This window comes from Kitasatospora sp. NPDC097643 (assembly GCF_040302625.1).
GTDB lineage: Bacteria > Actinomycetota > Actinomycetes > Streptomycetales > Streptomycetaceae > Kitasatospora.
The window spans coordinates 37,032-63,944 of record NZ_JBEOSA010000052.1 but is presented as its reverse complement, the minus strand read 5'-3'; the positions used below and the strand labels follow the sequence as shown (position 1 = coordinate 63,944).

The window sequence follows — 26,913 nt, the reverse complement described above, 5'->3', positions numbered from 1 at the left end:
ACCCGCTTCTTCACCGGTGTGCTGATGATGGCGCTCAGCATGGTCCCAATCCTGTTCGTCGCCTCGTCCGTGCACGGCCTCAGCGGGCCCGGGCCCTCTCGGGTCACCCCGGTGGTCCCTGTCCGACCCCCGGGGTGAGGGGGGAGTGGTCAGGAAGTGGGTGTGGAGGCTGGTGAGCCGAGGTGGTCGGCTTAGTACCAGTGGTTGGCCTGCCAGAAGTTCCAGGCGGCGTTCGGGCTGCCGTAGCGGGAGTTCATGTAGTCCAGCGCCCACTTGATCTGGGTGGCCGGGTTGGTCTTCCAGTCCGAGCCGGCCGAGGCCATCTTCGAGCCCGGCAGCGCCTGCGCCAGCCCGTACGCGCCCGAGCTCGGGTTGGTCGCCTTCACGTTCCAGCTGGACTCGTGGGAAATGATCTGGCTGAACGAGGCCAGCTGGTTCGCGGGGACGATCTGCGCGGCGATGGCCTGCGGGGACGGGGTCGCAGCGTTCGCCGTGGCGGGCAGCACGCCGGCGCCCAGGGCGGTCAGACCGGCGGCGCCGGCAAGAATCGCGGCGGAGGTACGCATACGGAGCTTGAAAGCGGGCATGAAGAACAGGACCTCAATCAGGTTGGGCCGGGTCACACCCCGTCCAGGACCATGGCCGGACAGGGGCCGAACGGTCGCGGGGCGTGACTCGGCAGTAAGCAGCTACCCGGCGGGACAGGAGCCGGTGCGGCTGGCGACGAGAGCCATTGTTGCCAGACCGGATCTGCCGTCGCCAAGACCCCTTCGTTACGACTCCCGGTCGTACGGGGCACGGCCGCCGTGGATTCGAAGGGTCGACCGCGTGGACCGCGCCGACCAGTTCTGACCTGCGCGAACGTCCTCCCGGCCGGGCACCGCGGTGCGGCGTCGCCGGCACTCCTATCGCCCGTCGTGGACCGCAATCCTGTGTGAGCGCACTCACCGTTTGGGGCCCTGCGGCGGTCACCCGACGGTCCGGGACCGCCACGGTGGGTGCGGAGCGCGGGCCCCTCGATGAGACCGCCGCCACACGCGGGGGCAGCGTCTCACCTGGGCTGTTGGACTTCGGTCCAGCGGTCCCGCCGTCGAGCGGTCCCGCCATCCAGCGGTCCCGCCGTTCACCACCCCCGCAGGTCGCCGAGTCGCCGGTGCCGGGCGGCCCGGGCCGCGAGGCGGTCCGTCGCCGGGGCCGTCGCCAGGTCGTCCAGGGCCGCGCCGACCGCCTCCCCGAGCCGGGCGCAGAACGCGTCCGGCTCCTCGGCGGCGTCCGGCAGCTCCGGGACCACCGCGTCCACCAGGCCCACCTCGGCCAGGTCGTACGCGCCGATGCCCTGGGCGCGGGCCAGCTCGGCGGCGTGTTCGCCGTCCCGGTGGACGATCGCCGACGCGCCCTCGGGCGGCAGCGGCGCGAGCCAGGCGTGTCCGGCGGCGATCACCCGGTCGGCCGGGAGCAGTGCCAGTGCGCCGCCGCCCGACCCCTGGCCGAGCAGCACCGCCAGGACAGGCGTGCGCAGCGCGAGCAGGGTGGTCAGGCAGTGCGCGATCTCGATCGCGATCCCGTCCAGTTCGGCCTGGGCGGAGAGCTCGGCCCCGGCCGTGTCCACCACCGTGACCAGCGGCAGCCCCAGCTGCTCCGCGACCCGCGCGGTGCGTCGGACGGCCCGCAGGTCGGCGGCGGTGAAGGGGCGCTCGGGGTGGTCGGGGGTCTGCCGCTGCTGGCCGACGACCAGGACCGGTCGGCCGCCGAGCACGGCGAGTGCGCGGACCAGTGCGCCGTCCCGTCCGCCGGGCGCGTCCAGCAGCACCAGCTCCCCGGCGGTGTGGCGCAGCAGCTCGCGGGTGCCGGGGCGGTCGGGGCGCCGGGTGCGGCGGACGGAGTCCCACGCGTCGGGGCGCTGTGCGGCGGTCGGGGAGGAGGACGAGGGAGAAGAGGGGGAGGTGGAGGGGAGGGAGGAGGGGGAGGCGCCGAGCACGGTGAGGGTGCGGCGGAGCAGCTCGCGCAGCTCCTGCGGTGGCACGACCGCGTCGACCAGGCCCCGTCCGGCCAGCGTCTCCGCCCGCTGGACGTCCGGGGGCAGCTCCACGCCGCGCAGTTCCTCGTACACGCGCGGGCCGAGGAAGCCCAGCCGGGCACCCGGTTCGGCGAACACCAGCTGGCCGAGCGTGCCCCAGGAGGCGAAGACCCCGCCCATGGTCGGGTTCCGCAGATAGGTGAGGTAGGGGAGGCCCGCCGCGCGGTGCGCCTGGACGGCGGCGGTGATGCGCAGCATGCAGAGGAAGGCCGCCGACCCCTCCTGCATGCGGGTGCCGCCGGAGACCGGGAGGGCGAGCAGCGGCAGCCGCTCGGCGGTGGCGCGTTCGATCGCCCGGGTGATCCGCTCGGCGGTGGCGACGCCGATCGAGCCGCCGAGGAAGCCGAACTCGGACGCGACCAGGGCCACCGGCCGTCCGCCGATCAGGCCCGCGCCGGTGACGACCGCCTCGTCCAGGCCGGTGCGCGCCCGGGCCCGGTCGAGCGAGGCGCGGTAGCCGGGGTCGGGGGCCGGGGTAGCGGCGGGGTGACCGGGAGGGGAGGCCGGGGGTTCGTCCCAGCCCTGGAAGCTTCCGGGGTCGACCAGCAGCCCGATCAGCTGCCGCGCCGTCAGCGAAGTACCCGTACTCATGCCCACCCCGTCAGCGGTCGTCTCGGCCCGACATGATCGCCACTCTATGCGGCGCGGACGGGGCGGGGCGGGAGGGCCGGGAAGGTGTGAGGCGACCGACAGCATTCGACAGCGACCGACAGCGACCGACCGCGGGTGCGGCCGGCCGGCGGATCGGAGTACTGCTCAAGTCACTGATGGGACAGGTGAGTTACCCGTTGGTTAATAGTTGTCGCAGGCCTTCCGGACTTGTCGGTGGCCCGCCACACTGGTGCGCATGACCAGCACTCTACGCGCGTGGAAGAGCCGCGCCGCCGCCATCACCGCCGTCGCCCTGATGACCCTCGCACCCCTCACCGTCGCCACCGAGGCGCACGCCGCGGTGAGCGGAACGGTGTGTCTCTCCAACCTGCCGGCCGAGGCCACCGACACCCTCAACCTGATCGCCGACGACGGGCCGTTCCCGTACTCCCAGGACGGCGTCGTCTTCCAGAACAGAGAGCACGTCCTGCCGACCCGGACGTACGGCTACTACCACGAGTACACCGTCATCACCCCGGGCTCCCCGACCCGCGGCGCCCGCCGGATCGTCACCGGTGAGGGCGACCAGGAGGACTACTACACCGGCGACCACTACGCCTCGTTCTGGCTGATCAACCAGGGCTGCTGAGCTCCGCACCACCTCGCGTCCAGGCCCCGGCGTCCGCCGACGTCGGGGTCACCGGCGCACCCGGCGGGGTTGCTAGGGTCGGGGCATGGCACCGAGCAGCGCGAACCCCCCGGGACGGCTCCGGCGCGACGCCCAGCGCAACCGCGATCTGTTGCTCGCCGCCGCCCGCGACATGTTCTCCCGGCAGGGCCTGGACGTTCCGCTGGATCAGATCGCCAAGGAGGCCGGGGTCGGCAACGCCACCCTCTACCGCCACTTCCCGACCCGGGAGGCGCTGATCGGCGAGGTGTTCACCGGCGCCGCCGACGCCCTGGCCGAAGCCGGCGAACAGGCCCTCGCCGCCGAGGACGCCTGGACGGCCATCGAGCGCTACTTCGGGCGGATCTTCGAACTCGTCGCCGCCGACCGGGGCATCAACGACCTGGTCACCCAGGCCATCCCCGCCATCCCCGGCATGATCGAGATCAGCCGCCGGCACGCCGCCACCGTCGGCACCCTGATCGCCCGCGCCCAGGACCAGGGCACCATGCGCCGCGACGTGGTCACCATGGACCTGCTGTTCATGCTCGGCCCGCTCTGCCGCGCGCTGCCCGCCGCCACCGAACTCCGCCCCGACCTGTGGCGCCGTTACCTCGCCCTCGCCCTGGACGGCTTCCGCGCCCGGGCCACCCACCCGCTGCCCGTCCCGCCGATCGGCGAGGAGCACCTGGACCGGATGTTCGCGGACCTCTGGGAGGCCGAGGCGCCCGGCGGGGGCGCACCGGACGCCTGACGGCGTCGGCGTCGGTGTTGGCGTCGGTGTTGGCGTGTGGCGTCGGTGCTGGTCCCTTCGGAGCAGGCATCAGGGACGCGTACGGATCACCCGCCCGCGCGTCAGCACCGCGTCAACGGCTGCTGACCGCCCGCCGCCGCACCGCTTTGCTGGAGCCCCCGGCAGAGCCGGCAGACGGAGCGAAGGGCAGGGCGGCACATGGTGCACCAGGACACGGACCGGGCGGCGAGTCCGGACGGGCGATCGGCGGGCGTCCACCGCCCCGGCCGCCCCGGGCGGATCGTCGTCGGCGTCAGCGGCTCCCTCGGCAGCCTCGCCGCCCTGCACCGCGCCGTCGTCGAAGCCCGGCACAGCGATGCCGAGGTGCTCGCCGTCCTCTGCTGGAGCCCGCCCGGCGAGGAACTCGGCTATCGCCGCACCCCCTGCCCGCCGGCCCTCGCCGCGGGCCGCGACTCCGCCGTCGCCCGGCTCCGCCAGGCCCTCGACGAGGCCTTCGCCGGCCGCTTCGCCGGGGCCCGGCTGCGCTGCCAGGCCGTCCGCGGCGAGACCGGCCACACCCTGGTCCGGCTGGCCGATCACCCCGATGACCTGCTCGTCCTCGGCGCCGGCCGGGCCCGTGGCCGGCTCGCCCGCGCCCTGCGCCCGTCCGTCGCCGCCTACTGCGTACGGCACGCGACCTGCCCGGTGCTGACCGTTCCCCGGCCGCCCCTCCACCGGGACCTGGAGGTCCTCGAACGCGGCGGCGGGCTCCGGGCCCTCGTCCGTTAGCGGTCCGAGCCTTCAGGGCCGGCCAGCCCGGCGGCCTCGGCGAGGACGGCGGCGGTCCGGCGGCCGGCCCGCAGGGTGGCCTCGGCTGTCGCGGGCAGGCAGCGTGCGGCGGCCGCGTCGTAGACGGTCATGACCACACCGGCGTGGTCGGTGGCGGGTTCGTGCAGGCGAACCGTCGACATCTGCGTGGTCAGAGCAGCGCTCAACTGCCGGGTGTGCTCGGCCCCCACGACCTCGTCCGCCGTGCCGTGCACCAGCCAGACCGGCACGGGGGAGGGGCGCCCGGCCAGCAGGTCGAGCGGGGACTCGCCGGTGGTGACGGCCGGGCGGGCGTAGCTGGAGGCGATGCCGACGGCGGCGGAGGGGCGCAGGTCGGCCGGGGTGTCCGGGTGGGTGGCCAGGGCGACCGCCTCCCGCCCGCCCAGCGACCAGCCGGCCAGCACGAAGCGGTCCGGGTCCCCGCCGTACGACGGGAGGATGCGGCGGGCATGGGCGAGCGAGGTGAGCAACTCGGCGCGGCCGCCGTCCGGCAGGTCCGAGCGCCAGTCGGGGACCAGCACCAGCAACCCGAGCCGGGCGGCCTCCCGGGCGAGCGGCCGCAGCACCTCGCGCTCGTCGGGGCCCCGACCGTGCCACAGCAGTACGACGGGGGCCGGCCCGACGCCGCCGGCCGACGGGCGGTGGACGTCCATCAACCGTCCTTCGGTGTAGTGGACCGCCTCGGGTTGAGCGCTCGTCATGCGGGGTTCACCTTCGGTTCGATGCCTGGTCGCGGAGCTGGTACTGTACTTCCTGTCGCGAGGGAGACGATCTCTCGTCAGGCGTCAGCGGTGCTACCAGAGCACGTCCTACTTTCAGTAGGAAGAGTCCGTGCGATCCGGGCCTGGCGCTCCACAGTCGGACGAGGTCCGGTGCCTTTCGGGGTGCCGGGCCTCGTTCGCGTTCACGGGTTTCCCGTGGGCGATCGGCGGGGATGCTTCGGGATTCGGTGCAGGGGCGTTGAGCTGCTAGTATTCCTCTTGTCGCGAGGGAGATGATTCCTCGTCAGGCGTCAGCGGTGCTACCAGAGCACGTCCTACTTTCAGTAGGAAGAGTCCGTGCGATCCGGGCCTGGCGCTCCACAGTCGGACGAGGTCCGGTGCCCTTCGGGGTGCCGGGCCTCGTTCGCGTTCGTGCGGCGTGATGGCCGGCGGGTTCGCCGGGGTGTTCGCCGGGCCGGTCAGGCCGCGTCGAGGCGGGTGAGCTGTTCCGGGCTCAGCTGGAGGTCGGGGGCGGCGGCGGAGTCGCGGATGGTCTCGGGGCGGCTGGCGCCGGGGATCGGCACGGTCACCGGGGAGCCGGCCAGCAGCCAGGCGAGGGCGACGCGCTGCGGGCTGACTCCGAGTTCGGCCGCCACCTTGGCGAACTCCTCACCCGCGCCGCCCAGTTCGGCGGACCGGCCGATCCCGCCGAGCGGGCTCCAGGGCAGGAAGGCCAGGCCGAGCTCGGTGCAGAGGTCCAGCACCGGCTGGTGCGTGCGGACGGCCGGGGAGTACTCGTTCTGCACCGAGACCAGCGCCTCGCCGAGGATCTCCCGGGCGAGCCGGAGCTGCGTCACATCGACGTTGGAGATGCCGGCGGCCAGGATCTTGCCCTCCTCGTACAGCTCCCGGACGGCGCCGAGGGAGTCGGCGTAGGGGACGGTCCGGTCCGGGTGGTGCTGCTGGTAGAGGCCGATCGCCTCGACGCCGAGCCGGCGCAGCGAGCCCTCGCAGGCGCGCTTGAGGTGGGCCGGGTCGCCGGTGATGGTCCAGGAGCCGTCGCCGGGGCGGCCGCGTCCGCCCTTGGTGGCGACCAGGACGTGGTCCGCGCCGGGACCGTAGGAGGCCAGGGCCCGGGCGATCAGCTCCTCGTTGTGGCCGAGTTCGCCCGCGTGCCAGTGGTAGGAGTCGGCGGTGTCGATCAGGGTGATGCCGGCGTCCAGTGCAGCGTGGATGGTGGCGATGGCGCGGGCCTCGTCGGGGCGGCCCTCGACGGAGAGCGGCATCGCGCCGAGTCCGATGGCGCTGGTCTCGATGGTGCCGAGGCGGCGGGTGATCATGGTCAGGTGCTCCGGTCGGTGAAGGTGTCGGTGGGGGATCGGCGGGCGGGGGATCGGCGGGTGGGGGGTTTCAGCGGGTGGGAGCGATCAACGGGTGGCGGCGGCCGTGAGCAGGCCGGGCAGCCAGTCGCGGGTGTGGGCGAGCGGGTAACCGAGCTGCTGCGCACGGGAGTTGTCCATGCCGTAGTAGCGGTCGAAGGAGAACGGGGAGGCCTGCTCGCCGGGCGCGGGCGCCGCCGTCCGGTACGGCCGCCCGTCCGCGATCAGCTCGCAGAGGTCGGTGGCGGTGAGTTCGCCGTGCGAGGCGAGGTTGACCGGGCCGGTGAAGTCCTGGCCCACCGCCCAGTGCAGGAAGGCGGCGGCCTCCTGTTCGTTCGTGTAGGAGGACGGTTGGTCCTCCCGGTGGACCAGGACGGGGCGGCCGGCGTCGATCCGCTCCGCGTAGTGCGCCAGCCGGCCGGTGAAGTCGGCGGTGCCGAGGACGTGGCCGAGCCGGACGGCGGCGAACGGGAAGGCCCCGGCGCGGGTGAACACCGCTTCGGCCTGGCGCTTGCCCTCGCCGTACGCACCCTCGACGAACTCGGCGTCGTGCCAGGGGAGTTCCGGCCGCACCGGCCACTGGGCCGGGTCGACGGCGGACTCCGCCAGCGGCACGCCCGCCGGGTGCGGCACGCCGGTGTCGTAGACCTCGATGGTGGAGGTCATCAGGTAGCGCCCGGTCCGCCCGGCGAAGGCGTGGACGGCGAGTTCGGCCTGCGGCGGCGTGTAGCAGACCTGGTCGACCACCACGTCGAAGTCGCGGCCGGCCAGCGCGGCGGTCAGTGCCGCCTCGTCCCCGCGGTCGGCGACCAGCTGGGTGATGCCGGGCGGCGGGGGCGTCGAGCCCCGGTTGAGCACGCTGACCTGCGCACCCGTGTCCCGCAGCAGGGTGGTCAAGTGCCGTCCGAAGTAGCGGTTTCCGCCGATGACGAGGATCTTTTCCATGCCCACAAGTGTTATGGTGCGGCGCGGTTCGATGAAGGGGAGATCGTGGGAGTTCAGGCGCTGCGACCGAAAGACCAACGGCAGTTCGGCGGTGCGGCCGAGGATTCCTCGGCGGGCCTGAAAACGGCCCTGGACGCGGTCGACATCAGGCTGCTGGAGCTGGTGCAGTCCGAGGGGCGGATCACGCTCAGCGAGCTCGGCCGGCGGGTCAACCTCAGCCCGGCCGCAGTCGGCGAGCGGGTCCGCCGGCTGGAGGCCAACGGCACCATCACCGGTTACGCGGCCCAGGTCGCGCCCGAGCGGCTGGGGTACGGCATCCGGGCGTTCGTCCGGGTCTCGCCGCACGCCCGGGTGACGGTGAAGTACCTGCGCAGCCAGGACCTGCTGAGCCGCCCGGAGATCCTGGAGGTGCACCACGTGATCGGCGAGGACTGCTGGGTCTTCAAGATCGCGGCACGGGACACCGCGCACCTGGAGGACCTGATCGAGACGATCTCGGTCCTCGGGCGGACCACGACCTCGGTGATCCTCTCCTCCCCGGTGGAGCAGCGGGTGCTGCTGCCGTCGGAGGAGCGGGCGTAGCACACCCCGGGCCCGGGTGGTCGCCGGTCGGCTACCGGTGGACGAACGTGTAGGCCTCGCGGGCGAGTTCGCCCCAGGGGAGGCGGGAGGCCGGGTCGAGCGCGAGCCATTCGCGCATCGGCCTGCCCTTGCCCCCGTCGTAGTGCACGCCCGCGCCGGCGGACACCAGCTCGTCCACCCGGGCGCGCGGCAGCTTGACGACCAGGCGGCCGGACGAGGCCAGCATCGCGAAGATGTGACCGTCCGTTTTGAGGGCGTCGGACCCGAAGCGGCGGGCGGTGCCGTCCGAACCGGGTGCGGTGACACCGGGGAGTTCGGCCAACTCCTCGACGAGGGCAGCGAATCGCTGCTCGGATTGCTGGGTTCCGTCGGTCATCTCAGGCCGCCTCCGCGGACTCGTCGGGTGGGACGGCGATCAGGGCGAACGCCGCGCCGCTGTCGTCCCGGACCAGTGCCGAGCGGCCGAACGGCGTCGGGTCGGGCCCGGTCAGTACGGTACCGCCGAGCGTGCGCACGTGGGCTGCGGCGCGGTCGGCGTCCGCCGTCGCGAACTGGGTGAGCCAGTCGGTGGCGGGCCGGTCGGTGCTGTCGGGGCCGGGTCCGGGACCGGGACCGGGGCCGGGTTCGGGGCTGTTGGGGCCGGGGCCGCCCGGGCCGATGCCGCCGGCCGGGAAGCCGTCGGCCCGGAAGACCGTGTAGCCGCCGTCCGGCCGGTCGTAGGTGTAGCCGAACACCTGCCGGTAGAAGGTGCGGGCGGCGTCCGGGTCGGCGGAGAGGTGCTCGTTCCAGGTGAAGGTGCCGGGTTCGTTGACCAGCCCGGCCCCGGCCACCGCGGCGCCCTGCCAGAGGCCGAACGTCACGCCGAGCGGGTCCACGGCGAGCGCCGCCCGGCCCAGGTCGGGCACCTCGTACGGTTCGCGGGCGAGCCGCCCGCCCGAGACCCGCACCAGTGCGGCGGTGTGGGCGGCGTCGGCGACGGCGAGGTAGGTGGTCCAGCCCGCCGGCCGCCCCTCGGGCGCCGCGGCGACCCCGGCGACCTGCGCCCCGTACAGCGTGGCGACCCACTCGGCCGGCCCGGTCGGGACGAACTCCCAGCCGAACAGCTCCCGGTAGAAACGCTGCGCCCGCTGGACGTCCGGCACCGTGAGCGCGACCCAGCACGGGACGCCCTCGTGGTACCTGCCCGCCTTCGGCATGCCGTTCTCCTACCGCCTTCCGTCTACCGCCCGCTGCCCGCCGCTGCTTCGTGGGCCCTCCCGGCCAGCCTCCGCGCCGGTCGTGCGGACGGCAACCGCGCCCCGCTCAGGCGACGCCGCGCGGCCGGAACTGGATGCTGATCCGCGGGCCCACCGGCCGGGCCGTCTTCGGGATGGCGTGCTCCCAGGTGCGCTGGCAGGAGCCGCCCATGACCACCAGGTCTCCGTGCCCCACCGGCTGCCGCACCACCGGCCCGCCGCCGTACCGGGGCCGCAGCAGCAGCGGCCGGGGCTCCCCGACGGACAGGATCGCCACCATGGTGTCCTCGCGGGCGCCGCGCCCGATCCGGTCCCCGTGCCAGGCCACGCTGTCCCGGCCGTCCCGGTAGTAGCAGAGCCCCAGCGTCCGGAACGGCTCGCCCAGCTCCGGCGCGTAGTGCCTGCTCAGCGCCGTCCGGGCGACCCCGAGTACGGGGTGCGGCGGTTCGGCGTGCTCGGGGTAGGAGGCCAGCAGCCGTGGCACGTCCACGACCCGCTCGTACATCTCCCGCCGCTCGGCCCGCCACGGCACGGTCGCCACCAGCTCCTCGAACACCTGGTCCGCCCCGCTCAGCCACCCCGGCAGCACGTCCAGCCACGCTCCGTCACCCAGCACGACCCGCCGGAGCCCGTCGAGCTCCCCGAGCCGCACTTCGCCGCCCCCGGTGTCGTCGAACAGCGAGGGCTGGAGGTGGACGGTGGTGTGGTGCATGGCTCCAGCCTACGCCCAAATTCGAACAGGTGAGCGAACGGGGGTTGGCGTGAGCTTTGGTGGCGCGGACGCTCTCCGACAAAGGGAAAGAAGGACGGCGCCGAGCACATCTGGATGAGCGCCCCGGCCCGGCAGCTGGTGGACGAGGCGCTCATGGGGGTTGCCGGGTTGCCGGGCGGGCACCCGGGGGCGCGTGCCCAGGGTGCTTCAGGAGACCGGGTCGGGTGCGGTGGCGTCAGGGGTCCGGCCGTCCTGGGCCTGCTGGGAGCGTTCGGCGAGCAGGCGGGCGAAGGCGGTCACGAGGGGGGTTGCGATGGTGGTGGAGCCGGGGCCCGTGGCGCGCAGGTAGAGGAGCGTGGTGCCGACCCGGACGAGCGCCTCCGTGCCCCCGTTGCCCTGCTTGCGGGCGGCGCTCTGGTCGCCGATCCGCGGAATGGAGATCGAATCGGTCGCGCTCGGCCCACCGGTGCGGTTCAGCGTGAAGTCGAAGGCCCGGCCCGCGGTCTCGGCGGTGGCGAAGGTGAGCACGGTGAACTGCACGCTGTGGCCGGATGCGGAGCGGAACTTCGCGGTGGCATAGGTCAGTTGCTCCGCGCAGTCGTCCGGGAGGATGCACGGGGCGTCGCTGCTCGTGGCCGTCCCCGACGTCGGCTCGGTCTGTATCTTCCAGCCGCCCGGCAGAGCCCGCAGGTCGGGCAGGATGCCCTGCGCCTGGCCGGGGTCGCGCAGCACCGTGGCGGCGTGCGCCAGGCCGGGCCGGCCAGGCTGGAGGAGAGGGCGCGACCCGAGGTTGATGCCGACCGCGACCAGCGCGGCCACCGTGACGAGCGCCAGGGCCGCGATGATGCCCGCGCTGCCGCGCCGGGCGGACGCGGCGGACGCGCCGGCCTGGGCGCCGACGGCCGTGGCGTCGAGGGTGGTTGGGGAGAAGACGGACGAGCCGTCGGGGTGCCCGGTCTCGCCCGTCGTGGCCTGGCCGGACTTGGCTGCGGCGGCTTTGGCGGCCGCGGCCGGGGTCAGCCGGAGGTGGACGGTCGGAGGCCCCGTGGGGCGGCCGAGTTCGGTGGTGGTCAGGTACTGGGCGAACGCCGGGTCGGTGGCGAGGAGTTCGGTGACGGCGGCGGTGAGCTCGGCCCGTGCCCGGGTGTCGCCCGGGTCCGCTTCGATCGCCTCCACTGCCCGGATGCCGGTCGGTGTCGCCCGCAGCCGGGCCCGGACGAGCTCCGCCACCGCCCGACCCGGGCCACCGGCCACACCGCCGGCCACCCGTACCAGCGCCCCCACCACGACGGGGACCAGGTCTTGGCCATCGCTCATGGCAACTCCCCCTGCCGTACGAGCCGTTGACACCACGATCCCGGACCGGGCGGTGCTTCGTACCCCGGTCGGACGGAACGGAGACGGAACTGCAACGAGCCCGGCACCGCGCCGGGGCGGGTGGGGCGACCGTGGCTGGTGGGGCGGACCGGACCGGGCCGGACCGGGCCGGGCCGGGCCGGGGGCGGGCGGCGGAGTGGCTGGTGCCGCGGGAGTCCGACGACCGCCCTACGGGATGAGGGCGACCATGGCGGCCGGTGGCAGCGCCGGGTTGGCGGCGGCGGCCTCGGACACCCGGGGGTCGGCGGAGGCCAGGCAGACCGCGAGGGCGGCCGGGGTGGCGTGCGGGTGCCGGGCGATCGCGCGCAGCGCCCGGACCGCCGGGGCCTGAGCGGTGGCGAGGCGTTCCAGCAGGTCGGCGGGCGCACCGGGGTTGGCGGCCACGCCGACGGCCACCTGAGCGCCGAACCGCTCGACCATGGTGGCCAGTTGGGTGGGGGAGAGGCCGGGGTGCGGGGCGATCGATCTGACCACCTTGGCGTCCGGGTCGGCGGCCAGCCGGTCGCGGACGGGGGCGGGCAAGCCGCGGTGCTGGGCGACGAGCATCCGGACGCGGGGCCGCAACGAGCTGGCGAGATCGGCGAGTTCGGCCGGGGTGGCGGTGGCGATACGGGGGAGCAGGGTAGGGCCGATCCGGACGGTGGTGGCGATCCGGGACAGCAGGTCGAGCGGGACGTGCGGATGGTGGGCGATCCGGCGCCGGATGTCGTGGCCGTCGTCCAGGGCGAGCCGGTGCAGCAGCGGAGTGCCGACCGCCGGGTTCTCGGCGAGGTTGCCGCGCACCCAGGGGGCGGGGTCCTCGGCGAGGTACCGGTAGGCCTCGTCGGGCAGGCCGGGGTGGGTGGCGAGGCGCTCGCGCAGGGGCAGTTCGGGGTCGCCGACGAACCGGGCGGCCGCCTCGCCCGGGGTGGCGGGGTTGCCCAGGGCCAGCTGGCGGACCTCCACCGCGTCGTCGAGCAGCGCCGCCAGGACCTCCGGTGGTGTGGCCTCGTTCCCCGCGACGGCTCTGCGCACCTCCGGGTCGGGGTGGGCGGCGAGGCGCCGCAGCAGGTCCGTCCGCTCGGTGTGGAAGGCGAGTTCGGCGGCGACCTCGCCGATCCGGTCGGCGGCGAGCAGGTCCGCCACGTCGGCGGGCAGCGCGGGGCAGGAGGCGAGCCGCACCCGCACCTCTGCCGTGTCGCCCGGCTCGTCCGGGACGAACAGCCGTGCCCAGGCCGGATCCCCGCGACCCTCCTCCAGCAGGGCGAGGGCGACCAGCGGCCGCGCGACGGGGTCGACGTCCGCGGCCCGCAGCCCGCCGCTGTAGGCGAGCCAGATGGCGGCCGAATCGAAGCGGTCGGCCAGCGCCCGGACCTGGGCCCGGGTGAGGTCGGTCCGCTCCGCGAGCGCGTCGGCCAGGTCTTCCGGGCTCACGCCGACGCCGGCCGCCACGGCTGCGTCCTGGTCGGTGTCGGCCCGGTCGGTCCGGTCGGCATGGTCCTCGGGGCCGGCACGGTCCTCGCGGGCGTCGCGGGCCCGTGCCGGGGCGACGTCGGCGAGGGTGAGCAGGCGGTCGACGAGCGCGGGCGGCAGGGCGGGATTGCCGGCGAGGGCGAGCAGCAGCGAAGGCACGCGGGCATTCTGCCCGGCACCCGGTCGAGGCGCTGCCGAGTTGCGCTCGGGCCGGAGTCGGGCCGGTCGGGTGGACGACTCGTCGTGATCCCCGCGTCGGCCCGGGCGCCGCACCGAGCCGCCGCTCAGTCCACGGGCATCGACATGTAGACCGCCCGCTTCCCGTAGCAGGCCGGCACCGTCACCTCGCGGTGGGAGCGGTAGCCGAGCAGCCGTAGCAGGATGTCCGTGCCGCGCACCGCGACCATGGATATCCGCTCGAAGCCCTGCCCGCGCGCCTGCTCGCGGAAGTGCCCCATGAACCGCAGTGCGACGTCCCGGCCGCGCAACTCCTCGGCGATCACGAGGTCGTGCACGTGCAGGTTGGCGGAGTCGTACACCGTCTGCTCCGGTCGGGCCAGGTCGGGGCAGTGCAGGGGCGGGTACGGGAGGCTCAGCAGGTAGCCGCGGACCCGGCCGTGCTCCTCCAGCACGAAGCAGGTGGCGGGCGAGCCGCGGCCCCGGGACTGCAGTGCCTCCCGGCCCTCGGACAGCCCGTCGGCCGTGTAGGCGGCCTGTTCGAGCGCCACCACCGTGTCCCAGTCCCGCTCGGCCAGCGGGCGGAACCGGATGTCGTCACTCACCTGACCGGCACCTCCGCGGGGAGGGGCCGTTCGGCGCGGGCGGCGGCGATCAGGTCGGCCCAGACGCCGATCAGCAGGGCGAAGCGTTCGGCGTCCGACTGCGCCTCGTCGAGCAGCCGTGCCCGCCGGGGGGCCAGGTGGTCGGCGAACTCGGCGTACTTGCCGCCCAGGTGCCGGTAGCAGCGGTCGAGGACGTCCAGCCGGCGGACGTTCTCCGTGCGGTCCCAGGCGGCGCTGCGCCGGACGGAGTCGAGGACCGGGGCGGTGCGTACGTGGTGCCGTTCGTCGAGCAGGTCTCCTCCGAGGGCCGTCATCTCGCCGTAGACGGGGTGCAGGTACAGCATCGAGAGCAGGAACTTGACGAACCGCAGCTGGTAGGCGGTGAACCCGGGGCCGGTGCGGCGTTCGGGGGTGTAGTAGTTGACGATGTGCCGGTTGTGGACGACCCCGGGCAGGCCGGAGTCGAGGACCACGTGCAGCAGGAAGTAGTCGCTGCCGATGGTCTCGGTCGCGGGCGGCAGCGGCAGCTGCTCGTAGACGCGGCGGTCCAGCCCGATGTTGCACATGTCCACCCGCCAGATGTCGGGCGTGCCGAGGACCGACTCGTCGGCGCGGAACGGTTCGGTGCCGCCGCCGGTGAAGGAGGCCTCGACGAGCTCCCGCTTCTCCTCCTCCGACCAGACCGGCGGTGCCCACAGGCCGACCACGTCGTGGTAGGTGGCCGGGTCCAGTTCGCGGATCTCGCCTATGTCCACCGAGAGCTCGCCGACGAAGGATCCGCCGACCAGGACGACGGGCTTCTCGGCGTCCTGCGGTTGGAGTTCGCTGCGGGTGACGTCGGCCGCCGCCTCGGCCGCCCGCCGGCCGAGGGACAGCAGTTCGTGGTGGACGGGGAAGACCTTGCGGCCGTCCAGGACCTGGTACGCGCTGTCGGAGTCCCGCCGGTGCACGGAGTCGCAGCCGAGCGCGGCCGCGACCAGGAAGACCCGGTTGGTGCAGGCGCCGTAGGAGACGGCGTCCGGGAGCATCAGGTCGAGCAGCAGCTCCGGATCGGGTGCGGCGCCGGCGCGCCGGATCACCCGCCGGAGGAAGTCCCGCTGCCGGGGTTCGTCGAGGTGGTGCACGTGGACCCGGGGAGTGGTGGGCAGTGCGGCGACGGCCGCGGCGTTCTCCGCGAACGCGGGGCCCGGTGAGGTGTCGAGGACCAGCAGGTGCACCTCGACCTCGAAGTGCGCAGCGGCGTGGGCCGCCTCCTCGGCGACGGCCGCGATGGTGGCGGCGCAGCCCCGGTCGGTGGGCAGGGCGAGGCAGACGCGTCTCACGGCGGGTCCTCCCGTTGGCTCGTCGGAATCGTTCGAAGGGTGAACTCGCCCTTCCAGAGGGCGAGTTCGCGGAGCGCCCCGAGTGTCCGCCGCCGGGGCTCGCCTGTCGACAACCGTGGACTAGACCATTTTGCTTGTCAACGATTGACAGACCGGGTCCGGCCGGGGTGGGATGTGCCGCCGCCGCCGCCGCCGCCGCCGGGAGCGCGGGCCCGCTCGGACCACCGACCGCGCGCGGGCGTGCGCGCCCGGGTGTGCCGCGAGGGCGCCCGCTTCGCACGCGAGGCCGAATACCCCTCGACAACCCGAACGGCCGCTCGGGTGAGGGCGGTTCGTTGCCACACATTCCGCCGTTGGGGTCAATCCGGGGCACGAACCTGCCGATACCGGCAGCGACGTTCGTACGCCGTCCGGAGGAGACCGCATGCCCGATCTGTGGCTGCCCGGTGCCGAGATCCATGACCTCGGCGACCACGCGCCGACCGACCAGCAGTACCCGCCGAAGGCCATCGCCCACATCACCTGGGACCGCAACGCCACCGCCGCCGCCCCGCAGGACTGGTGCACCTTCGACGACCTGGTCGGGTACTTCACCGGCAGCGGCGCCGGCAACGCGCCGCACCTCGTCTGGGACCCGTTCAGCGGGCGGACGGCGCAGCTGTTCCCCGCCGACTCCCGCTCGAAGAGCCTGCTCAGCCCGCCGGAGAGCCCCACCCGCACCAACCGGGCCGGGCGGGTGGTCATCCAGATCGAGGCGGTGTTCTTCCCGTACTGCCGCTACGGGGGCGCCGTGTACCCGAGGCTCGTCGACACGCCCTGTCTCGGCTGGGACCGGCTGCACGCCTGGATCGCGTCCTGGGGCGTCCCCGACCTCTGGCCGATGGGCCGGCCCACCGACTTCTCCGACCACCGCGACGAGGGGGTGTGGGAGACCCGCGGCGGCTGGTACGCGCACGCCCACGTCCCGTTCAACGACCACAGCGACCCGGGCTCCTGGCCCGACTTCACGACCGTCCCGACGATCCCGCCGCCGCACCAGCACCCCGTGCCCCCGCCGGAGCCGGCCCCGGCTCGGTACCAGGTCACCATCAACGGCCTGCCGTACGGCTACGACGCCCGCGGCTACCAGGTCACCGCCGTCGGGCGGGGGCTGGTGTCCCAGGGCTTCGGCGGCCACTACCACTCCGGCCCGGGTCCGACCTGGACCGACGCGGACACCGAGAACTACGCGGACTACCAGCGGAGCCTGGGCTACGCCGGCCAGGACGCGGACGGGGTCCCGGGCGAGGGCTCGCTGCGCCGGCTGCTCGGCTACGTGCCGGGACCGCGGACGGTCTCGACGGCGCACGTCGTCGCGGCCGCCCGAACCGACCCGGGTGCCGAGCAGGGGCACCGCACCTACGGCTCGGAGGCGGCGATCGTCGAGCAGGCCCTGGCGGACGAGGGGCTGCTCGAACAGCGCTGGGTGGACGGCTCGTTCGGCAGCCGGACGGTGGCCGCGTACGCCGCGTGGCAGCGCCGCTGCGGCTACTCCGACTCGGACGCCGACGGTATCCCCGGGCCGGAGTCGCTCCACCGCCTGGGGGCGGCGCGGGGCTTCACCGTCACCGACTGACCGCGGACCGCGCGGGAGCGGGAGCGGGAGTGCGTGAGGGTCGCGGTCCGTCCGATCCCGGGTCGTCCCGGATCGTCGAGGATCGTCCCGGCCGTCGCGCTCCCGCTCTGCCCGTTCACCGCCACCCGGGGGGAATGCCCGCGCCGAGGGCGGGCGTTCTCCCCGGACGTGACCACCGAAGCACCAGTGACCAGGCTCTCCGTACTCGACCGCTCCCGGACGAGACAGGGCGAGGAGCCGGCGCAGGCGCTGCGGAACACGGTGGCCCTCGCACGCGAGGCCGAACGGCTGGGCTACCACCGGTTCTGGGTCTCCGAGCACCACGGTGTGCCGGGGGTGGCGGGATCGGCGCCCACCGTGCTGGCCGCGGCGGTGGCGGCGGCGACCACGCGGATCCGGGTCGGCACCGGTGGGGTGATGTTGCCCAACCACCGACCCATGGTGGTGGCCGAGCAGTTCGGAGTGCTCGCCGCCCTCTTTCCGGGCCGGATCGACATGGGGCTCGGCCGGTCGGTGGGCTTCACCGACGGCGTCCGGCGGGCGCTCGGCCGGGAGAAGGAGGCCGCGGACGACTTCGGTGCGCAGCTGGCCGAACTGCTCGGCTACTTCGACGGCTCGCAGCGGACCCACCGCGACGTCCACGCCCGCCCGGCCGAGGGCCTGCGGGTGCCGGCCTTCGTCCTGGCAACCGGCGCCGGCGCCGACCTGGCCGCCGAGGCCGGACTGCCGCTGGTCATCGCCGCCGCGCGAGGGGAGGAGCGGATGCTGGCCGCGATCGACCGCTACCGCGACCGGTTCCGCCCCTCCGTGCAGGCCGCCGAGCCGTACGTCGTCGTCTCGGGCACGGTCGCGGTCGCCGGGACCGCCGACCGGGCGCGGGAGCTGCTCGTCCCGGAGGCCTGGTCCAGCGCCTACTCCCGCACCCACGGCGAGTTCCCGCCGCTCGCCCCCGCCGCCGAGGTCCGGGCCCGGCCGATGTCCGAACGCGAACGCGCCGCCTACGAGCAGTCGCTGAAGGGCCACATCGCCGGCACCCCGGAGCAGGCCGTCGCCGAGCTCGCCGCCCTGGTGGCGCGCAGCGGCGCGGACGAGTTCCTGGTCACCACCAGCACCTACGACCGTACCGCGCTCCTCGACTCCTACCGACTGCTCGCCGAGGCGGTCGGCCAGGCCTGATCCGGGTCCCGGCCCCGGTCCCCGGCCCTCCTGCTGCCCGGGGCGCTGTCGCCCGTCCCTCCGGTTTCTGAACAGGCCTGATGACCTGCTAATGTTCTTCCCGTCGAGAGGAAATGATCTCTCGAACAGGCGTCAGCGGTGCTACCAGAGCACGTCCTACTTTCAGTAGGAAGAGTCCGTGCAACCCGGGCCTGGCGCTCCACTCGAAGGGGCTCGTTCCGTCCAACGGAACGGGCCCCTTCGTCGTTGTCGGACGCGTTCTCCCGCCGTCGTCGCGGCACGCGTCGCCCGACCCTTCCGGGCGCGGTCCCCTCTATCGCATTTCGTGGCCGAAACCCTTCTGCGCAGCCGAGTATCGGCCAAGGTCGCGTTCCAGGTGGCCGACGGAGGATGTGCGGGCGCAACGCTCGGGCCAGCGGGTTCGTCGGTTACCGGGCGTTGATGCTCCGTCACACCTTGGCCGGAATGAACTGCTTCTGGTGTGAATATGCCATTGGAATGTTCGTCATACGGAATCCGGTCAGTAGCCTTCCGTGTCGAACCCGCCACTGATGGTGGCGGTTCCGGCCGGTGCCGTGCTGCGCCCGGCCGCCCCCATTCCGCGAAGGAGCCGGTGTGCCGGGTATCGACGAATGCCTCTCCGGAGCGATGGCGATCCCCGGCGCCCGCTCCGCGAGCCTGGTCGACTGGAGCAGCGGGCTGGCGCTCGGCAGCCTCGGGCAGAGCCCGACCGGCGAGCACGAGACCGCGGCCGCCGAGACAACCGACCTGGTACGGGCAGCCGTTGAGGGCCAGACCTTCACCGGGGCGGAGGACCGACGGTCACCGTTGCAGGACATCATCCTCACTGCGAGCCGGAGTTACCACCTGATCTGCTTCATCGACACCGTTTTCGACAGCCGGCTCGTCCTCCACCTCTGGCTGGACCGCGACGAGGGCAACCTCGCCGGCGCCCGCTACCGCCTCCAGTCCCTCGCCGAGGAACTGGTGCTCGGGTGAGCGGGACACCTGCGGTGGCGGTCGGGTTTCGGCCAGCGCGCGACCCGGGCCACCTGCGCGAGTTGCGCGCGGTCCGCCACCCGGGCCACCCCGGCCACCCGTGCAGCGCCGGGCGGTGGGTGGCATGACCCTCTCCCCAACCGCCGTCCTGCCGTCCGTCGTTCCCCGGACTCCTGGCGAGGCGGTCGACCTGCTCGCCGCCCGCCGGTCCACCGGCGCCCTGCACGGCCCGCTCGGCAGCCTCTACTTCATCGACGGACAGGTGACCAACGCCGACTCGCCCCGCGCCCCCGGCCTGGCCGACCTGCTCACCGGCTGCGGCCGGATCACGTCGGAGGACTGGGCGCAGCTGGTCGAAGCCCACGGCCCGCACGCCGGGGTCGGGGAGGCGCTCGTCGAGTACGGCCGGCTCACCCGGGGCGAACTCGAACTCGGCCACCTGGGCACGCTCTTCGACGCCGCGTTCTTCGTCCTCGCGGACCTGGCGGGCGGGGTCTGGCGCTTCGAACCCGACATCCGGCACTGGCTCGGACCGGTGACGGCGGTCGACGCCGGCCGGGTGCAGCGCGAGGTCGAGCGCCGACAGCTGCTGCTGGACCGGATCTGGCCGTGGCCGCAGCTCGACACCGCACCCGTCCGTCCGGCCGAACGGCCCCGGCAGCTCACGCAACCGGCGCAGCCCGCGCGTCGCGTGGTGGGGCGGCGCCAGCGCGAGCTGCTCGACCACGCCGATGGCCGAAGAACCCCGGCCGACCTGGCGCGCCTGCTCGGCCGGTCCGGGTTCGGGGTGACGGCGGACGTCCGGCGCCTGGCCGCCGCCGGACTGCTCGACGCCCCGCGCGTCGAGGGCCCCGACCACGGCCTCCCGGGTCAGGAGACCCCGCACCACGAAACCTCGCACGAAGCCCCGCACGAGCCTCCGCGCCGCACCCACCCGCGCCACGCGGGCCCGCCCGCCGCCGCACCGGCCGGTCCCCCCGGAGCGCCGGCGGCTCCCGTACCACCCGTAACCCCCGGCGCGCCGGCACCACCCAGAGCACCCACCGCCCAGACCGCACCCACAGCACGCGCCACCTCCGCAACCTCCGCAGCCGCGGCACCGAGTCCCGCCCGCGGCCTGCACCGTCGGGTCCCCGGCGCCACCCTCACCGGCGCCGGGGCCGCCGGCCTCACCCACTCGGCCCGCCCGCCGACACCGGCAGCGGCCCACCCGCTGACCGTCCCCGACCCGGACATCGCGCTCCTGACCCGGGTCCGAACCCTTCTGGAGGCCCGACTTTGAACCACTCTCCGCCCGCGACCCCGCCGTCCCGGCCATGAGGCGGGCGCTCAAGCAGCGTGTCGGAAGGAGACAACTGATCGCCTTGGAGACCGAGCTGCTCGCCGAACTCCGCGCCGTCAAGCACCGGGTCCCGCACCTCGCGGGCGGCCTGGTGGCCAGCGTGGACGGCCTGCTGGTCGCGCACGACACCCATGGGACCGAACCCTCGGGCCTGGCCGCGATGACCGCGGCCTCGCTCTCACTGGCCCAGCGGCTCGCCGACACCACCGGTCAGGGGGAGTTCCGCGAGTCGCTGGTGCGCGGTGAGCACGGCTACGTCGCCACCTACGCGGCCGGCGGCAGCTGCGTGCTGACCCTGCTGGCGCACCCGGACGTCAACGTCGGCCGACTGCACCTGGAGGCCCGCCGCTCCGCCCAGCGGATCACGGGGCTGCTCAACGAGGCCCTCATGCCCAGGGATCCGCGCGACGTGGGCTGACCGGCCCGCTCCCGACGGGCCGCCCGCCCGGCCCGCCCGGCCGCCCGACCGACCCGCCCCCACAGACCGACCTGTCGACCAACCGACCAACCGACCAACCGACCAACCGACCGACCGACCTATCCATCCCCCAACGAACGAACGGAAGTTACCGACATGAGCGACGCAGCCGGCGCACTCAAGCAGGCCATGACCAGCATCGAGGGCGCCATCGGGGCCGCACTCGTGGACTACAACAGCGGCATGGCCCTCGCCACCCTGGACGGCCCCGGCGGCCTGGACCTCAACGTGGCCGCCGCCGGGAACACCGACGTGGTCCGCGCCAAGATGCGCACCATGGACATGCTCGGCCTGGGGGACGGGATCGAGGACATCCTGATCACCCTCAGCACCCAGTACCACCTGATCCGCCCGCTCACCAGCCGCAGCGGCAAGGGCCTGTTCCTCTACCTCGCGCTGGACAAGGCGCGCGCCAACCTGGCGATGGCCCGCCACCAGCTCCTCAAGATCGAGGCCGACCTGGAGGTCTGAGCCGAAGGGGCCGCACCAGGCCGTGCGGCGCCGTACGCAAGGACGCACGACGCCGCACCAGGCCGATCCAGGACGCACGGGCCCTGACCGGCCGTGCGGCTCCCGGCAGTGCCCGGCGGTGGCCTCAGGCCCCGCCGGGCACCGTCCAGCCGACTTCGCCGCCCGGCAGCCCGGCGCACACCGCACCCTCGGCGGTCTCGACGCTCCACGGCGCGAGCAGTGCGTGCGGCGGTACGGACAGTGCGCCGCCCTCGGCGAAGCCCAGCTCCAGCCCGCCGGCCAGGGTGATCCGGGCGGTGTCGACGGTCCGGCCGACGAGGGCGAGCAGGGGTGCGGTCGGACGGATGGTCAGCGCGGGGAAGAAGTGCTCCACCTCGGCGGGGGCGTCGAAGGACGGTGCCGCGAACCGGAACTCGTGCGCCACCCGGACGGTCACCGGCCCCTCCAGTCTGAGGTCGAGCCGACCGCCGCCGCTGACCGCCTCCACCCGCCGGCCGGTCAGCACCTCCGTGATCCCGTTGGCGATTCCAGGCGTGATCCCGTTCTGCATGTCCCCAGTGTGCCCACCGGCCGCTCGTCGAGCCAGGCCGAACCACGATCCGGCCACCGCCCCCGCGCGGCCCACCGGACCCGGCCCGCGCCGCCTACCGGACGATCCACCCGCCTACCCGACGGCCTGCCCCCGGACCAGCTCGACCGGCCCACCGGCCGCCTCCCGGGCGGCGAGCGCGGCGGCCGTCCGGGCCCAGGACGGCGCGGTCAGCAGTTCCTGCGCCTCCTCCGGCGTGCAGAGCCGCCACTCCACCAGCTCGTCCTCCGGCAACGTGATCGTGTCGAGCATGCGGTCCGTCACCGTGCCCCCGTCGAACAGGTAGACCAGGACGGCGGTGTCCCGGCCCGTCGCGGGGTCGGCGTCCGGCTCGGCGGCCGCGCCGGGCTGCCAGTCCAGCGCCAGCAGCCGCCCCGGTTCGACCTCCCACCCGAGCTCCTCGCGGACCTCCCGCCGGGTGGCCGCCCGGGGCAGTTCCCGGTCCGCCTCGATGCCGCCGCCGGGCAGCGTCCAGTACGGCACCTGCCCGCGCGGCCCGTCCCACGGCCGCAGCCGGACGAGCAGCACCCGCCCGGCCGCGTCGGTGAACACGGCCCGCGCCTTGGCCCGGATCCGCGGCCGGGTGGCGAGGTAGGTGGCCCGGTCGAGCGGCGGCTCCAGCCGTCCCGCCGCGCCCTCCGGCAGGTCCGTCCCGGCCATCGCAACCGTCCCAGCCATCCCAGCCGTCCCAGTCACCCCGGCGAGCCCGGTGTACTCGGGCGGCGGCCCGACGGTGAGGTGGTCGAGCGTGTGCCCGGCGGGCAGGCTGTCCTCCAGCTCCAGCGGACCGGCCGTCCGCGGCGCCCGCAGGCAGGACGTGACCCGCCGGGAGAGCCGGGGCGGCAGCGCGTGAGCGGCTTGGTCCGGGGTCAGCCAGGCCCAGCCGCCGACCTCCGCCAGGTCCGGCCGGAACGCCGCCGCCTGCTCGGGCGTGAGCGGTTCCGCCCAGTACAGGTACGCGGCGATCGGCGGCCGGTGGTGGTCGAGCGTCCAGTCGACGCAGGCCAGCGGCCCGAGCCGGGGCGTGAACCCGAGCTCCTCGGCCACCTCGCGCAGGGCGGTGTCCCGGGGCGAGCGGTCCTGCGGCTCCCAGCCGCCGCCCGGGATCGCCACCGGGTGCTTCCGGTCGTACGGCAGGCGCACCACCAGCACCCGCCCCTGGTCGTCCGGGAACAACACCCCGGCCGCCGCCAACAGTTCCCGCCCGGACAGCTCCCGCTCGACCAGTTCCGGTCCACCCGTGGGTGACGCCTCCACCGCTACTCCCTCCGCCGGGCCCGATCCGTCGGCCCCGGGCTTCGGCAGGCCACGCGCTTCAGCGGGCCTCCTGCTGCCGACGACACCCACGGATACCCGCACGGTTCCCCTCGCACGCCATGTCTGATCATCAGTCAACCCGCCGAGGGTCCCGCCGGGCCGGCCCGCCTCACCCCAACGAGGCCAGCGCCTGCGCTGCCGCCCGGGCCATCTGCTCGTCGTGACGACCGGTCGCGCCGCGCACCCGGGCCGCCCCCTCGGACGCCGCCAGGGCCAGCAGGCCGGGCAGCAGGTCCGTGCTGCGGGCGGCGACCCAGCGGGTGCCCTGGGTGGCCATCCACCACAGGTCGGCGGCCCGGCCGGGCGGGGGCTCGGCGGGCTCGGCGACCGGTGGCGGGCCGAGGCGGTGACCGGCGCCGAGCGGCCGGTCCGTACCGGCGAGCAGCTCGTGGAACCGGCGGGCGATCAGGTGGTGGCCCTCGGCGCTGGGGTGCAGTCGGTCCACGCTCAGCAGTCGCCGCTCCTGGCACCAGGGCAGGTCGGCGATGTGCAGGTGGAGGGCCCGGTGGCGGGCGGTGAGCGCGTGGACGACGGTGTTGACCGCACGCATCCGCCGGGCGAGCGGTCGGGCGAGCGGCGCGGGCAGCCGGAGCAGGGTGCCGGGATCGGGCAGGCAGGCGGTCAGCAACCTGGCGCCGTGGCCGGACAGTTCACCGAGCGTGGCGTCCAACTCCAGGGTGGCGGCCCGGATGTCGAATCCGGACCGCAGGGTGTCGTTGCCGCCGACCACCACGGCCGCCAGCCGGGGGCGCAGCGCCAGCGCCGCCGGTAGCTGACGTACCGTCAACTCGCTCGCCAGGGCGCCGCTGAACGCCAGGTTGGTGAACTCGACGCCCGCCCCCTCGGGCGCCAGCGAATGGGCGAGGACGGCGGCCCAGCCGCGCCACCCGTCGCCGACCGGGTCGCCGACCCCCTCCGTGAGCGAGTCCCCGAGCGCCACGAAGCGGACCGGCTCACCCGGCGCGGGGCGTCTCTCCGTCGCTCGCGCGGGCCCGGCGCCGAGCATGCTCATCTCCGAGCCCCCTTCTCCTCGGCGGGCCCTGCCGATGCCGACGTCTCCACCGACGCCCGCACGTCCGCCTGGGGAGCGTCCCGCACCCCGTGTGCCGCCAGGAACGCCGCCACCGCCGCCGGCCAGCCGTACCGTTCGGCCTGCGCCCGGGTCGCGGCGCGGCGCGCCTCCTCCGGCCGGGCCAGCAACTCCCGTACGGCTGCGGCGAATCCGGCCCCGGTGTCGGCGGCGGCCACCCCGGCGAGCCCGATCAGTCCGGGCAGCGCCGAGGAGCGGCTGACCGCCACCGGGGTCCCGCAGGCCAGCGCCTCCATCGCGGCCAGCCCGAAGGTCTCCACCGGCCCGGGCGCCAGCACCACGTCCGCGCAGCCGAGCAGCCGGGCCAGGGCGTCGCGTCGACTCAGGTGCCCGAGGAAGCGCACCGGCAGCCGCAGCCGTTCGGCCCGCGCCGCCAACCGGTCGCGCAGCGGGCCGGTGCCGGCGACCACCAGGACGGCGGGCAGCCGCCTCGCCCGCAGGTCGGCCAGTGCCTCGATCGCCCGCTCGGGCCGCTTCTCCGCCGAGAGACGGGAGCAGAGCACCAGCAGCAGCTCACCCGGTTCGGCGTAGCGCGCCCGTTCGTACGCCCGCGCGGGCTCCGGCAGCGGGCGCATGGCGTCCAGGTCCACGCCGAGCGGTGCCCGCGCCAGGTTCGGTACGCCGAGCCGCCGGAACTCCGCCGCCGCCCAGTCGGTCGTGCAGACCACGGAGTCGTAGGCGCGGGCCGTCGCGGTGTTGAGCCGGTCGGCGGCCGCGCGGGCGAGCGGGCCGGGCAGGCCCCAGGTGCGCAGCACTCCGGCGGCGCTCTCGTGCGACACCATCACCGAACGGACGCCGTGCCGCCGTGCCCATGCGCCGGTCCAGCGCAGCGTGGTGCGGTCGGACACCTCCAGCCGGTCGGGGGAGAGCCGGGTCAGCTCGGCCGCCACCGCGCGCCGGTCGGTGAGCAGCCGGTACCCGCCGGAGCCCGGCAGCACGGGCCCGGGCAGGGTGATCACCAGGCCCTGCCCGGTCTCCTGCTCGCCGCGCCGCTCCCCGGGCACGATCAGCACCGGCCGGTGTCCGGCGGCCAGGTATCCGGCGCCCAGGTGCCGCAGCGCGGTGCGCAGGCCGCCCGAGACCGGGGTGACGAAGTTGGCGAGCCGGACGATCCGCAGCGGCTCGCGGGAGGACGTGGCCGTCATACCGGCAGCTCCTCCGAAACGGTCGCCGACTCCGCGACCCCCACCGCCTCCGGCCCGACCCCCACCGCCTCCGGCCCGACGGCCACCGAACGAGGTGCCGCACCGTCCACCGACACCGCCCCCCGGTGCTCGGCCAGCACCTCCTCGTAGTGCCGCAGCAGCATGTCCCCGACCGCCTCCCAGGTCCGCGCGGTCACCTCCGCCCGCCCGGCGCGCCCGTAGGCGGCCCGCAGCCCGGGGTCGGCGGCCAGCGCCGCGACCGCCCGGGCCACCGCCGCTCCGTCCCGGGGCGGCACCAGCAGGCCGGTCCGGTGGTGTCCGACGAGGTCCAACGGTCCACCGGCGGCCGGGCCGATCACCGGCACGCCGCTGGCCATGGCCTCCTGGATGGTCTGACAGAAGGTCTCCAGCGGGCCGGTGTGCACGAACATGTCCAGGGTCGCGAAGCAGCGGGCCAGCTCCTCGCCCGTCCGGCGGCCGAGGAACACCGCGCCGGGCATCGAGGCCTTCAGCCCAGGTGCCGACGGTCCGTCGCCGATCACCACCACCCGGACCCCGGGCAGCGCCGAGGCCGCGGCCAGCAGGTCGACCCGCTTCTCGGGCGCCAGCCGGCCCACGTACCCGACCAGCACCTCCCCGCCGGGGGCGAGCGCCCGGTGCAGGGCCTCGTCCCGGTGCCGGGGGTGGAACCGCGCCGAGTCGACGCCGCGCGGCCACAGCTGCACCCGGGGCACCCCGTGCGCGGTGAGGTCCTGTGCGGCCGGGGTGGACGGCGCCAGCGTGCGGGCGGCCGCCCGGTGGACCGTCCGGATCCGGCGCCAGGCGGCGGCCTCGCCGAGCCCCCGCCCGGCGCGGTAGGCGTGCGCGTAGCCGGCGAGGTCGGTCTGGTAGACGGCGACGGCCGGCACGCCCAGCCGGGCGGCCACCTGCATCCCGCGCGCGCCGAGCACGAACGGGCTGGCCAGGTGCACGAGGTCGGGCCGGTGCCCGGCGACGGCGGCCGCCAGCTGCCGGCTCGGCAGCGCGATCCGCACCTGCGGGTACCCGGGCAGCGGGACGGACGGGATGCGGACCACCGGCAGCTCCGCCGCGTCGGCCCCGGCGCCGAAGGTCTGCGGCGGGCACTCGGCGCCGCGTGCCGGCGTGGGGGTGACGACCAGCGGCTGGTGGCCCCGGCGGACCAGGTGCTCGGCCGTCCGCAGCACGCTGTGGGCGACTCCGTTGACCTCGGGCGGAAAGGATTCGGTGACGATGACGACGCGCATGCCAGTGTTCTGTCCGCGTCCGGCATGCACCCGGCCAAAGGGA

General features: G+C 74.8%; 27 protein-coding genes. 10 read left to right on the top strand and 17 right to left on the bottom strand.

Annotation, left to right across the window (positions count from 1 at the left end; all coding sequences use genetic code 11):
- Window positions 1-191 precede the first annotated feature (191 nt).
- Both ABTY15_RS28155 and ABTY15_RS28150 read right to left on the bottom strand, forming a co-directional pair.
- Window positions 192-566 carry an aggregation-promoting factor C-terminal-like domain-containing protein gene (locus ABTY15_RS28155; protein WP_350601381.1) on the bottom strand — a complete coding sequence of 125 codons (375 nt, stop codon included), beginning with the start codon at window positions 564-566 and terminating at the stop codon, window positions 192-194.
- 557 nt (window positions 567-1,123) lie between these two features.
- Window positions 1,124-2,668 (bottom strand): carboxyl transferase domain-containing protein, encoded by a 1,545-nt coding sequence (locus tag ABTY15_RS28150; RefSeq protein ID WP_350601377.1) that lies wholly within the window; start codon window positions 2,666-2,668, stop codon window positions 1,124-1,126.
- Window positions 2,669-2,924: 256 nt separating this feature from the next.
- Between ABTY15_RS28150 and ABTY15_RS28145 the strand changes: the two genes are divergently transcribed.
- From ABTY15_RS28145 to ABTY15_RS28135, 3 genes are all read left to right on the top strand, one after another.
- Window positions 2,925-3,317 (top strand): ribonuclease, encoded by a 393-nt coding sequence (locus ABTY15_RS28145; protein WP_502893609.1) that lies wholly within the window; start codon window positions 2,925-2,927, stop codon window positions 3,315-3,317.
- A gap of 85 nt (window positions 3,318-3,402) precedes the next feature.
- The gene (locus ABTY15_RS28140) at window positions 3,403-4,089 is read left to right on the top strand and encodes a TetR/AcrR family transcriptional regulator (RefSeq protein WP_350601374.1); all 687 of its coding nucleotides are present in this window, start codon (window positions 3,403-3,405) and stop codon (window positions 4,087-4,089) included.
- A 198-nt stretch (window positions 4,090-4,287) separates the two neighbouring features.
- Window positions 4,288-4,857, top strand: a complete 570-nt coding sequence (locus tag ABTY15_RS28135) for a universal stress protein (protein ID WP_350601372.1) — start codon at window positions 4,288-4,290, stop codon at window positions 4,855-4,857.
- Here the strand turns inward: ABTY15_RS28135 and ABTY15_RS28130 are convergent.
- The 3 genes from ABTY15_RS28130 to ABTY15_RS28120 all read right to left on the bottom strand — a co-directional run bounded on the left by ABTY15_RS28130 (window position 4,854) and on the right by ABTY15_RS28120 (window position 7,921).
- The gene (locus ABTY15_RS28130; RefSeq protein ID WP_350601371.1) at window positions 4,854-5,597 is read right to left on the bottom strand and encodes an alpha/beta hydrolase; all 744 of its coding nucleotides are present in this window, start codon (window positions 5,595-5,597) and stop codon (window positions 4,854-4,856) included. The genes ABTY15_RS28135 and ABTY15_RS28130 overlap by 4 nt on opposite strands.
- A gap of 479 nt (window positions 5,598-6,076) precedes the next feature.
- Window positions 6,077-6,937: an aldo/keto reductase gene (locus tag ABTY15_RS28125; RefSeq protein ID WP_350601369.1), complete on the bottom strand. Its 861-nt coding sequence runs from the start codon at window positions 6,935-6,937 to the stop codon at window positions 6,077-6,079.
- An 87-nt stretch (window positions 6,938-7,024) separates the two neighbouring features.
- The gene (locus tag ABTY15_RS28120; RefSeq protein ID WP_350601366.1) at window positions 7,025-7,921 is read right to left on the bottom strand and encodes an NAD-dependent epimerase/dehydratase family protein; all 897 of its coding nucleotides are present in this window, start codon (window positions 7,919-7,921) and stop codon (window positions 7,025-7,027) included.
- A 45-nt stretch (window positions 7,922-7,966) separates the two neighbouring features.
- On the opposite strand from ABTY15_RS28120, the gene ABTY15_RS28115 reads away from it, so the two are divergent.
- Entirely contained in the window at window positions 7,967-8,503 is a 537-nt protein-coding gene (locus tag ABTY15_RS28115; protein ID WP_350601364.1) for an Lrp/AsnC family transcriptional regulator, read from the top strand.
- A gap of 31 nt (window positions 8,504-8,534) precedes the next feature.
- On the opposite strand, the gene ABTY15_RS28110 is transcribed toward ABTY15_RS28115, so the two are convergent.
- From ABTY15_RS28110 to ABTY15_RS28080, 7 genes are all read right to left on the bottom strand, one after another.
- Complete coding sequence (locus ABTY15_RS28110; protein ID WP_350601360.1) at window positions 8,535-8,879, bottom strand: hypothetical protein; 345 nt, start codon at window positions 8,877-8,879, stop codon at window positions 8,535-8,537.
- Window position 8,880: 1 nt separating this feature from the next.
- Window positions 8,881-9,699, bottom strand: coding sequence for a VOC family protein (locus ABTY15_RS28105; protein ID WP_350601359.1), 819 nt, complete (start codon window positions 9,697-9,699; stop codon window positions 8,881-8,883).
- Between the two features lie 106 nt (window positions 9,700-9,805).
- Entirely contained in the window at window positions 9,806-10,450 is a 645-nt protein-coding gene (locus tag ABTY15_RS28100; RefSeq protein WP_350601357.1) for an alpha-ketoglutarate-dependent dioxygenase AlkB, read from the bottom strand.
- Between the two features lie 207 nt (window positions 10,451-10,657).
- Window positions 10,658-11,767, bottom strand: a complete 1,110-nt coding sequence (locus ABTY15_RS28095; protein WP_350601354.1) for a hypothetical protein — start codon at window positions 11,765-11,767, stop codon at window positions 10,658-10,660.
- Window positions 11,768-11,995: 228 nt separating this feature from the next.
- Entirely contained in the window at window positions 11,996-13,438 is a 1,443-nt protein-coding gene (locus tag ABTY15_RS28090; protein ID WP_350601352.1) for a hypothetical protein, read from the bottom strand.
- A 125-nt stretch (window positions 13,439-13,563) separates the two neighbouring features.
- A complete protein-coding gene (locus ABTY15_RS28085; protein ID WP_350601351.1) occupies window positions 13,564-14,061 on the bottom strand; it encodes a GNAT family N-acetyltransferase in 498 nt (165 codons plus the stop codon).
- Entirely contained in the window at window positions 14,058-15,383 is a 1,326-nt protein-coding gene (locus ABTY15_RS28080; protein WP_350601348.1) for a DUF6271 family protein, read from the bottom strand. The genes ABTY15_RS28085 and ABTY15_RS28080 overlap by 4 nt, the downstream gene beginning before the upstream one ends.
- A gap of 424 nt (window positions 15,384-15,807) precedes the next feature.
- Between ABTY15_RS28080 and ABTY15_RS28075 the strand changes: the two genes are divergently transcribed.
- The 6 genes from ABTY15_RS28075 (at window position 15,808) to ABTY15_RS28050 (ending at window position 21,464) form a co-directional block, all read left to right on the top strand.
- A complete protein-coding gene (locus ABTY15_RS28075) occupies window positions 15,808-16,998 on the top strand; it encodes a peptidoglycan-binding protein (protein ID WP_350601345.1) in 1,191 nt (396 codons plus the stop codon).
- A gap of 168 nt (window positions 16,999-17,166) precedes the next feature.
- The gene (locus tag ABTY15_RS28070) at window positions 17,167-18,174 is read left to right on the top strand and encodes an LLM class flavin-dependent oxidoreductase (protein ID WP_502893608.1); all 1,008 of its coding nucleotides are present in this window, start codon (window positions 17,167-17,169) and stop codon (window positions 18,172-18,174) included.
- A gap of 615 nt (window positions 18,175-18,789) precedes the next feature.
- On the top strand, window positions 18,790-19,173 hold the full coding sequence (locus ABTY15_RS28065) for a hypothetical protein (RefSeq protein WP_350601340.1): 384 nt from the start codon (window positions 18,790-18,792) through the stop codon (window positions 19,171-19,173).
- A gap of 124 nt (window positions 19,174-19,297) precedes the next feature.
- The gene (locus ABTY15_RS28060; protein WP_350601338.1) at window positions 19,298-20,455 is read left to right on the top strand and encodes a hypothetical protein; all 1,158 of its coding nucleotides are present in this window, start codon (window positions 19,298-19,300) and stop codon (window positions 20,453-20,455) included.
- 82 nt (window positions 20,456-20,537) lie between these two features.
- The gene (locus ABTY15_RS28055) at window positions 20,538-20,933 is read left to right on the top strand and encodes a roadblock/LC7 domain-containing protein (RefSeq protein WP_350601336.1); all 396 of its coding nucleotides are present in this window, start codon (window positions 20,538-20,540) and stop codon (window positions 20,931-20,933) included.
- 156 nt (window positions 20,934-21,089) lie between these two features.
- The gene (locus ABTY15_RS28050) at window positions 21,090-21,464 is read left to right on the top strand and encodes a hypothetical protein (protein ID WP_350601333.1); all 375 of its coding nucleotides are present in this window, start codon (window positions 21,090-21,092) and stop codon (window positions 21,462-21,464) included.
- A 124-nt stretch (window positions 21,465-21,588) separates the two neighbouring features.
- Here ABTY15_RS28050 and ABTY15_RS28045 read toward each other — a convergent pair whose 3' ends face one another.
- The 5 genes from ABTY15_RS28045 to ABTY15_RS28025 all read right to left on the bottom strand — a co-directional run bounded on the left by ABTY15_RS28045 (window position 21,589) and on the right by ABTY15_RS28025 (window position 26,870).
- The gene (locus ABTY15_RS28045) at window positions 21,589-22,014 is read right to left on the bottom strand and encodes a DUF6188 family protein (protein WP_350601331.1); all 426 of its coding nucleotides are present in this window, start codon (window positions 22,012-22,014) and stop codon (window positions 21,589-21,591) included.
- Window positions 22,015-22,128: 114 nt separating this feature from the next.
- Window positions 22,129-23,310 (bottom strand): NUDIX hydrolase, encoded by a 1,182-nt coding sequence (locus ABTY15_RS28040; protein WP_350601329.1) that lies wholly within the window; start codon window positions 23,308-23,310, stop codon window positions 22,129-22,131.
- Window positions 23,311-23,479: 169 nt separating this feature from the next.
- Window positions 23,480-24,382, bottom strand: coding sequence for an SGNH/GDSL hydrolase family protein (locus ABTY15_RS28035; protein ID WP_350601327.1), 903 nt, complete (start codon window positions 24,380-24,382; stop codon window positions 23,480-23,482).
- Window positions 24,379-25,605, bottom strand: a complete 1,227-nt coding sequence (locus tag ABTY15_RS28030; RefSeq protein ID WP_350601325.1) for a glycosyltransferase — start codon at window positions 25,603-25,605, stop codon at window positions 24,379-24,381. The genes ABTY15_RS28035 and ABTY15_RS28030 overlap by 4 nt, the downstream gene beginning before the upstream one ends.
- Complete coding sequence (locus ABTY15_RS28025) at window positions 25,602-26,870, bottom strand: glycosyltransferase family 4 protein (protein ID WP_350601324.1); 1,269 nt, start codon at window positions 26,868-26,870, stop codon at window positions 25,602-25,604. The genes ABTY15_RS28030 and ABTY15_RS28025 overlap by 4 nt, the downstream gene beginning before the upstream one ends.
- Window positions 26,871-26,913 lie beyond the last annotated feature (43 nt).

Bases quoted from the DNA above. Each gene is read 5' to 3' on its own strand.
- ABTY15_RS28050 (WP_350601333.1), top strand. From the start codon at position 21,090: ATGAGCGACGCAGCCGGCGCACTCAAGCAGGCCATGACCAGCATCGAG.
- ABTY15_RS28035 (WP_350601327.1), bottom strand. From the start codon at position 24,382: ATGAGCATGCTCGGCGCCGGGCCCGCGCGAGCGACGGAGAGACGCCCC.
- ABTY15_RS28125 (WP_350601369.1), bottom strand. From the start codon at position 6,937: ATGATCACCCGCCGCCTCGGCACCATCGAGACCAGCGCCATCGGACTC.
- ABTY15_RS28110 (WP_350601360.1), bottom strand. From the start codon at position 8,879: ATGACCGACGGAACCCAGCAATCCGAGCAGCGATTCGCTGCCCTCGTC.
- ABTY15_RS28130 (WP_350601371.1), bottom strand. From the start codon at position 5,597: ATGACGAGCGCTCAACCCGAGGCGGTCCACTACACCGAAGGACGGTTG.
- ABTY15_RS28045 (WP_350601331.1), bottom strand. From the start codon at position 22,014: ATGCAGAACGGGATCACGCCTGGAATCGCCAACGGGATCACGGAGGTG.
- ABTY15_RS28145 (WP_502893609.1), top strand. From the start codon at position 2,925: ATGACCAGCACTCTACGCGCGTGGAAGAGCCGCGCCGCCGCCATCACC.
- ABTY15_RS28100 (WP_350601357.1), bottom strand. From the start codon at position 10,450: ATGCACCACACCACCGTCCACCTCCAGCCCTCGCTGTTCGACGACACC.
- ABTY15_RS28120 (WP_350601366.1), bottom strand. From the start codon at position 7,921: ATGGAAAAGATCCTCGTCATCGGCGGAAACCGCTACTTCGGACGGCAC.
- ABTY15_RS28025 (WP_350601324.1), bottom strand. From the start codon at position 26,870: ATGCGCGTCGTCATCGTCACCGAATCCTTTCCGCCCGAGGTCAACGGA.
- ABTY15_RS28060 (WP_350601338.1), top strand. From the start codon at position 19,298: ATGACCCTCTCCCCAACCGCCGTCCTGCCGTCCGTCGTTCCCCGGACT.
- ABTY15_RS28030 (WP_350601325.1), bottom strand. From the start codon at position 25,605: ATGACGGCCACGTCCTCCCGCGAGCCGCTGCGGATCGTCCGGCTCGCC.
- ABTY15_RS28135 (WP_350601372.1), top strand. From the start codon at position 4,288: ATGGTGCACCAGGACACGGACCGGGCGGCGAGTCCGGACGGGCGATCG.
- ABTY15_RS28075 (WP_350601345.1), top strand. From the start codon at position 15,808: ATGCCCGATCTGTGGCTGCCCGGTGCCGAGATCCATGACCTCGGCGAC.
- ABTY15_RS28150 (WP_350601377.1), bottom strand. From the start codon at position 2,668: ATGAGTACGGGTACTTCGCTGACGGCGCGGCAGCTGATCGGGCTGCTG.
- ABTY15_RS28105 (WP_350601359.1), bottom strand. From the start codon at position 9,699: ATGCCGAAGGCGGGCAGGTACCACGAGGGCGTCCCGTGCTGGGTCGCG.
- ABTY15_RS28155 (WP_350601381.1), bottom strand. From the start codon at position 566: ATGCGTACCTCCGCCGCGATTCTTGCCGGCGCCGCCGGTCTGACCGCC.
- ABTY15_RS28095 (WP_350601354.1), bottom strand. From the start codon at position 11,767: ATGAGCGATGGCCAAGACCTGGTCCCCGTCGTGGTGGGGGCGCTGGTA.
- ABTY15_RS28140 (WP_350601374.1), top strand. From the start codon at position 3,403: ATGGCACCGAGCAGCGCGAACCCCCCGGGACGGCTCCGGCGCGACGCC.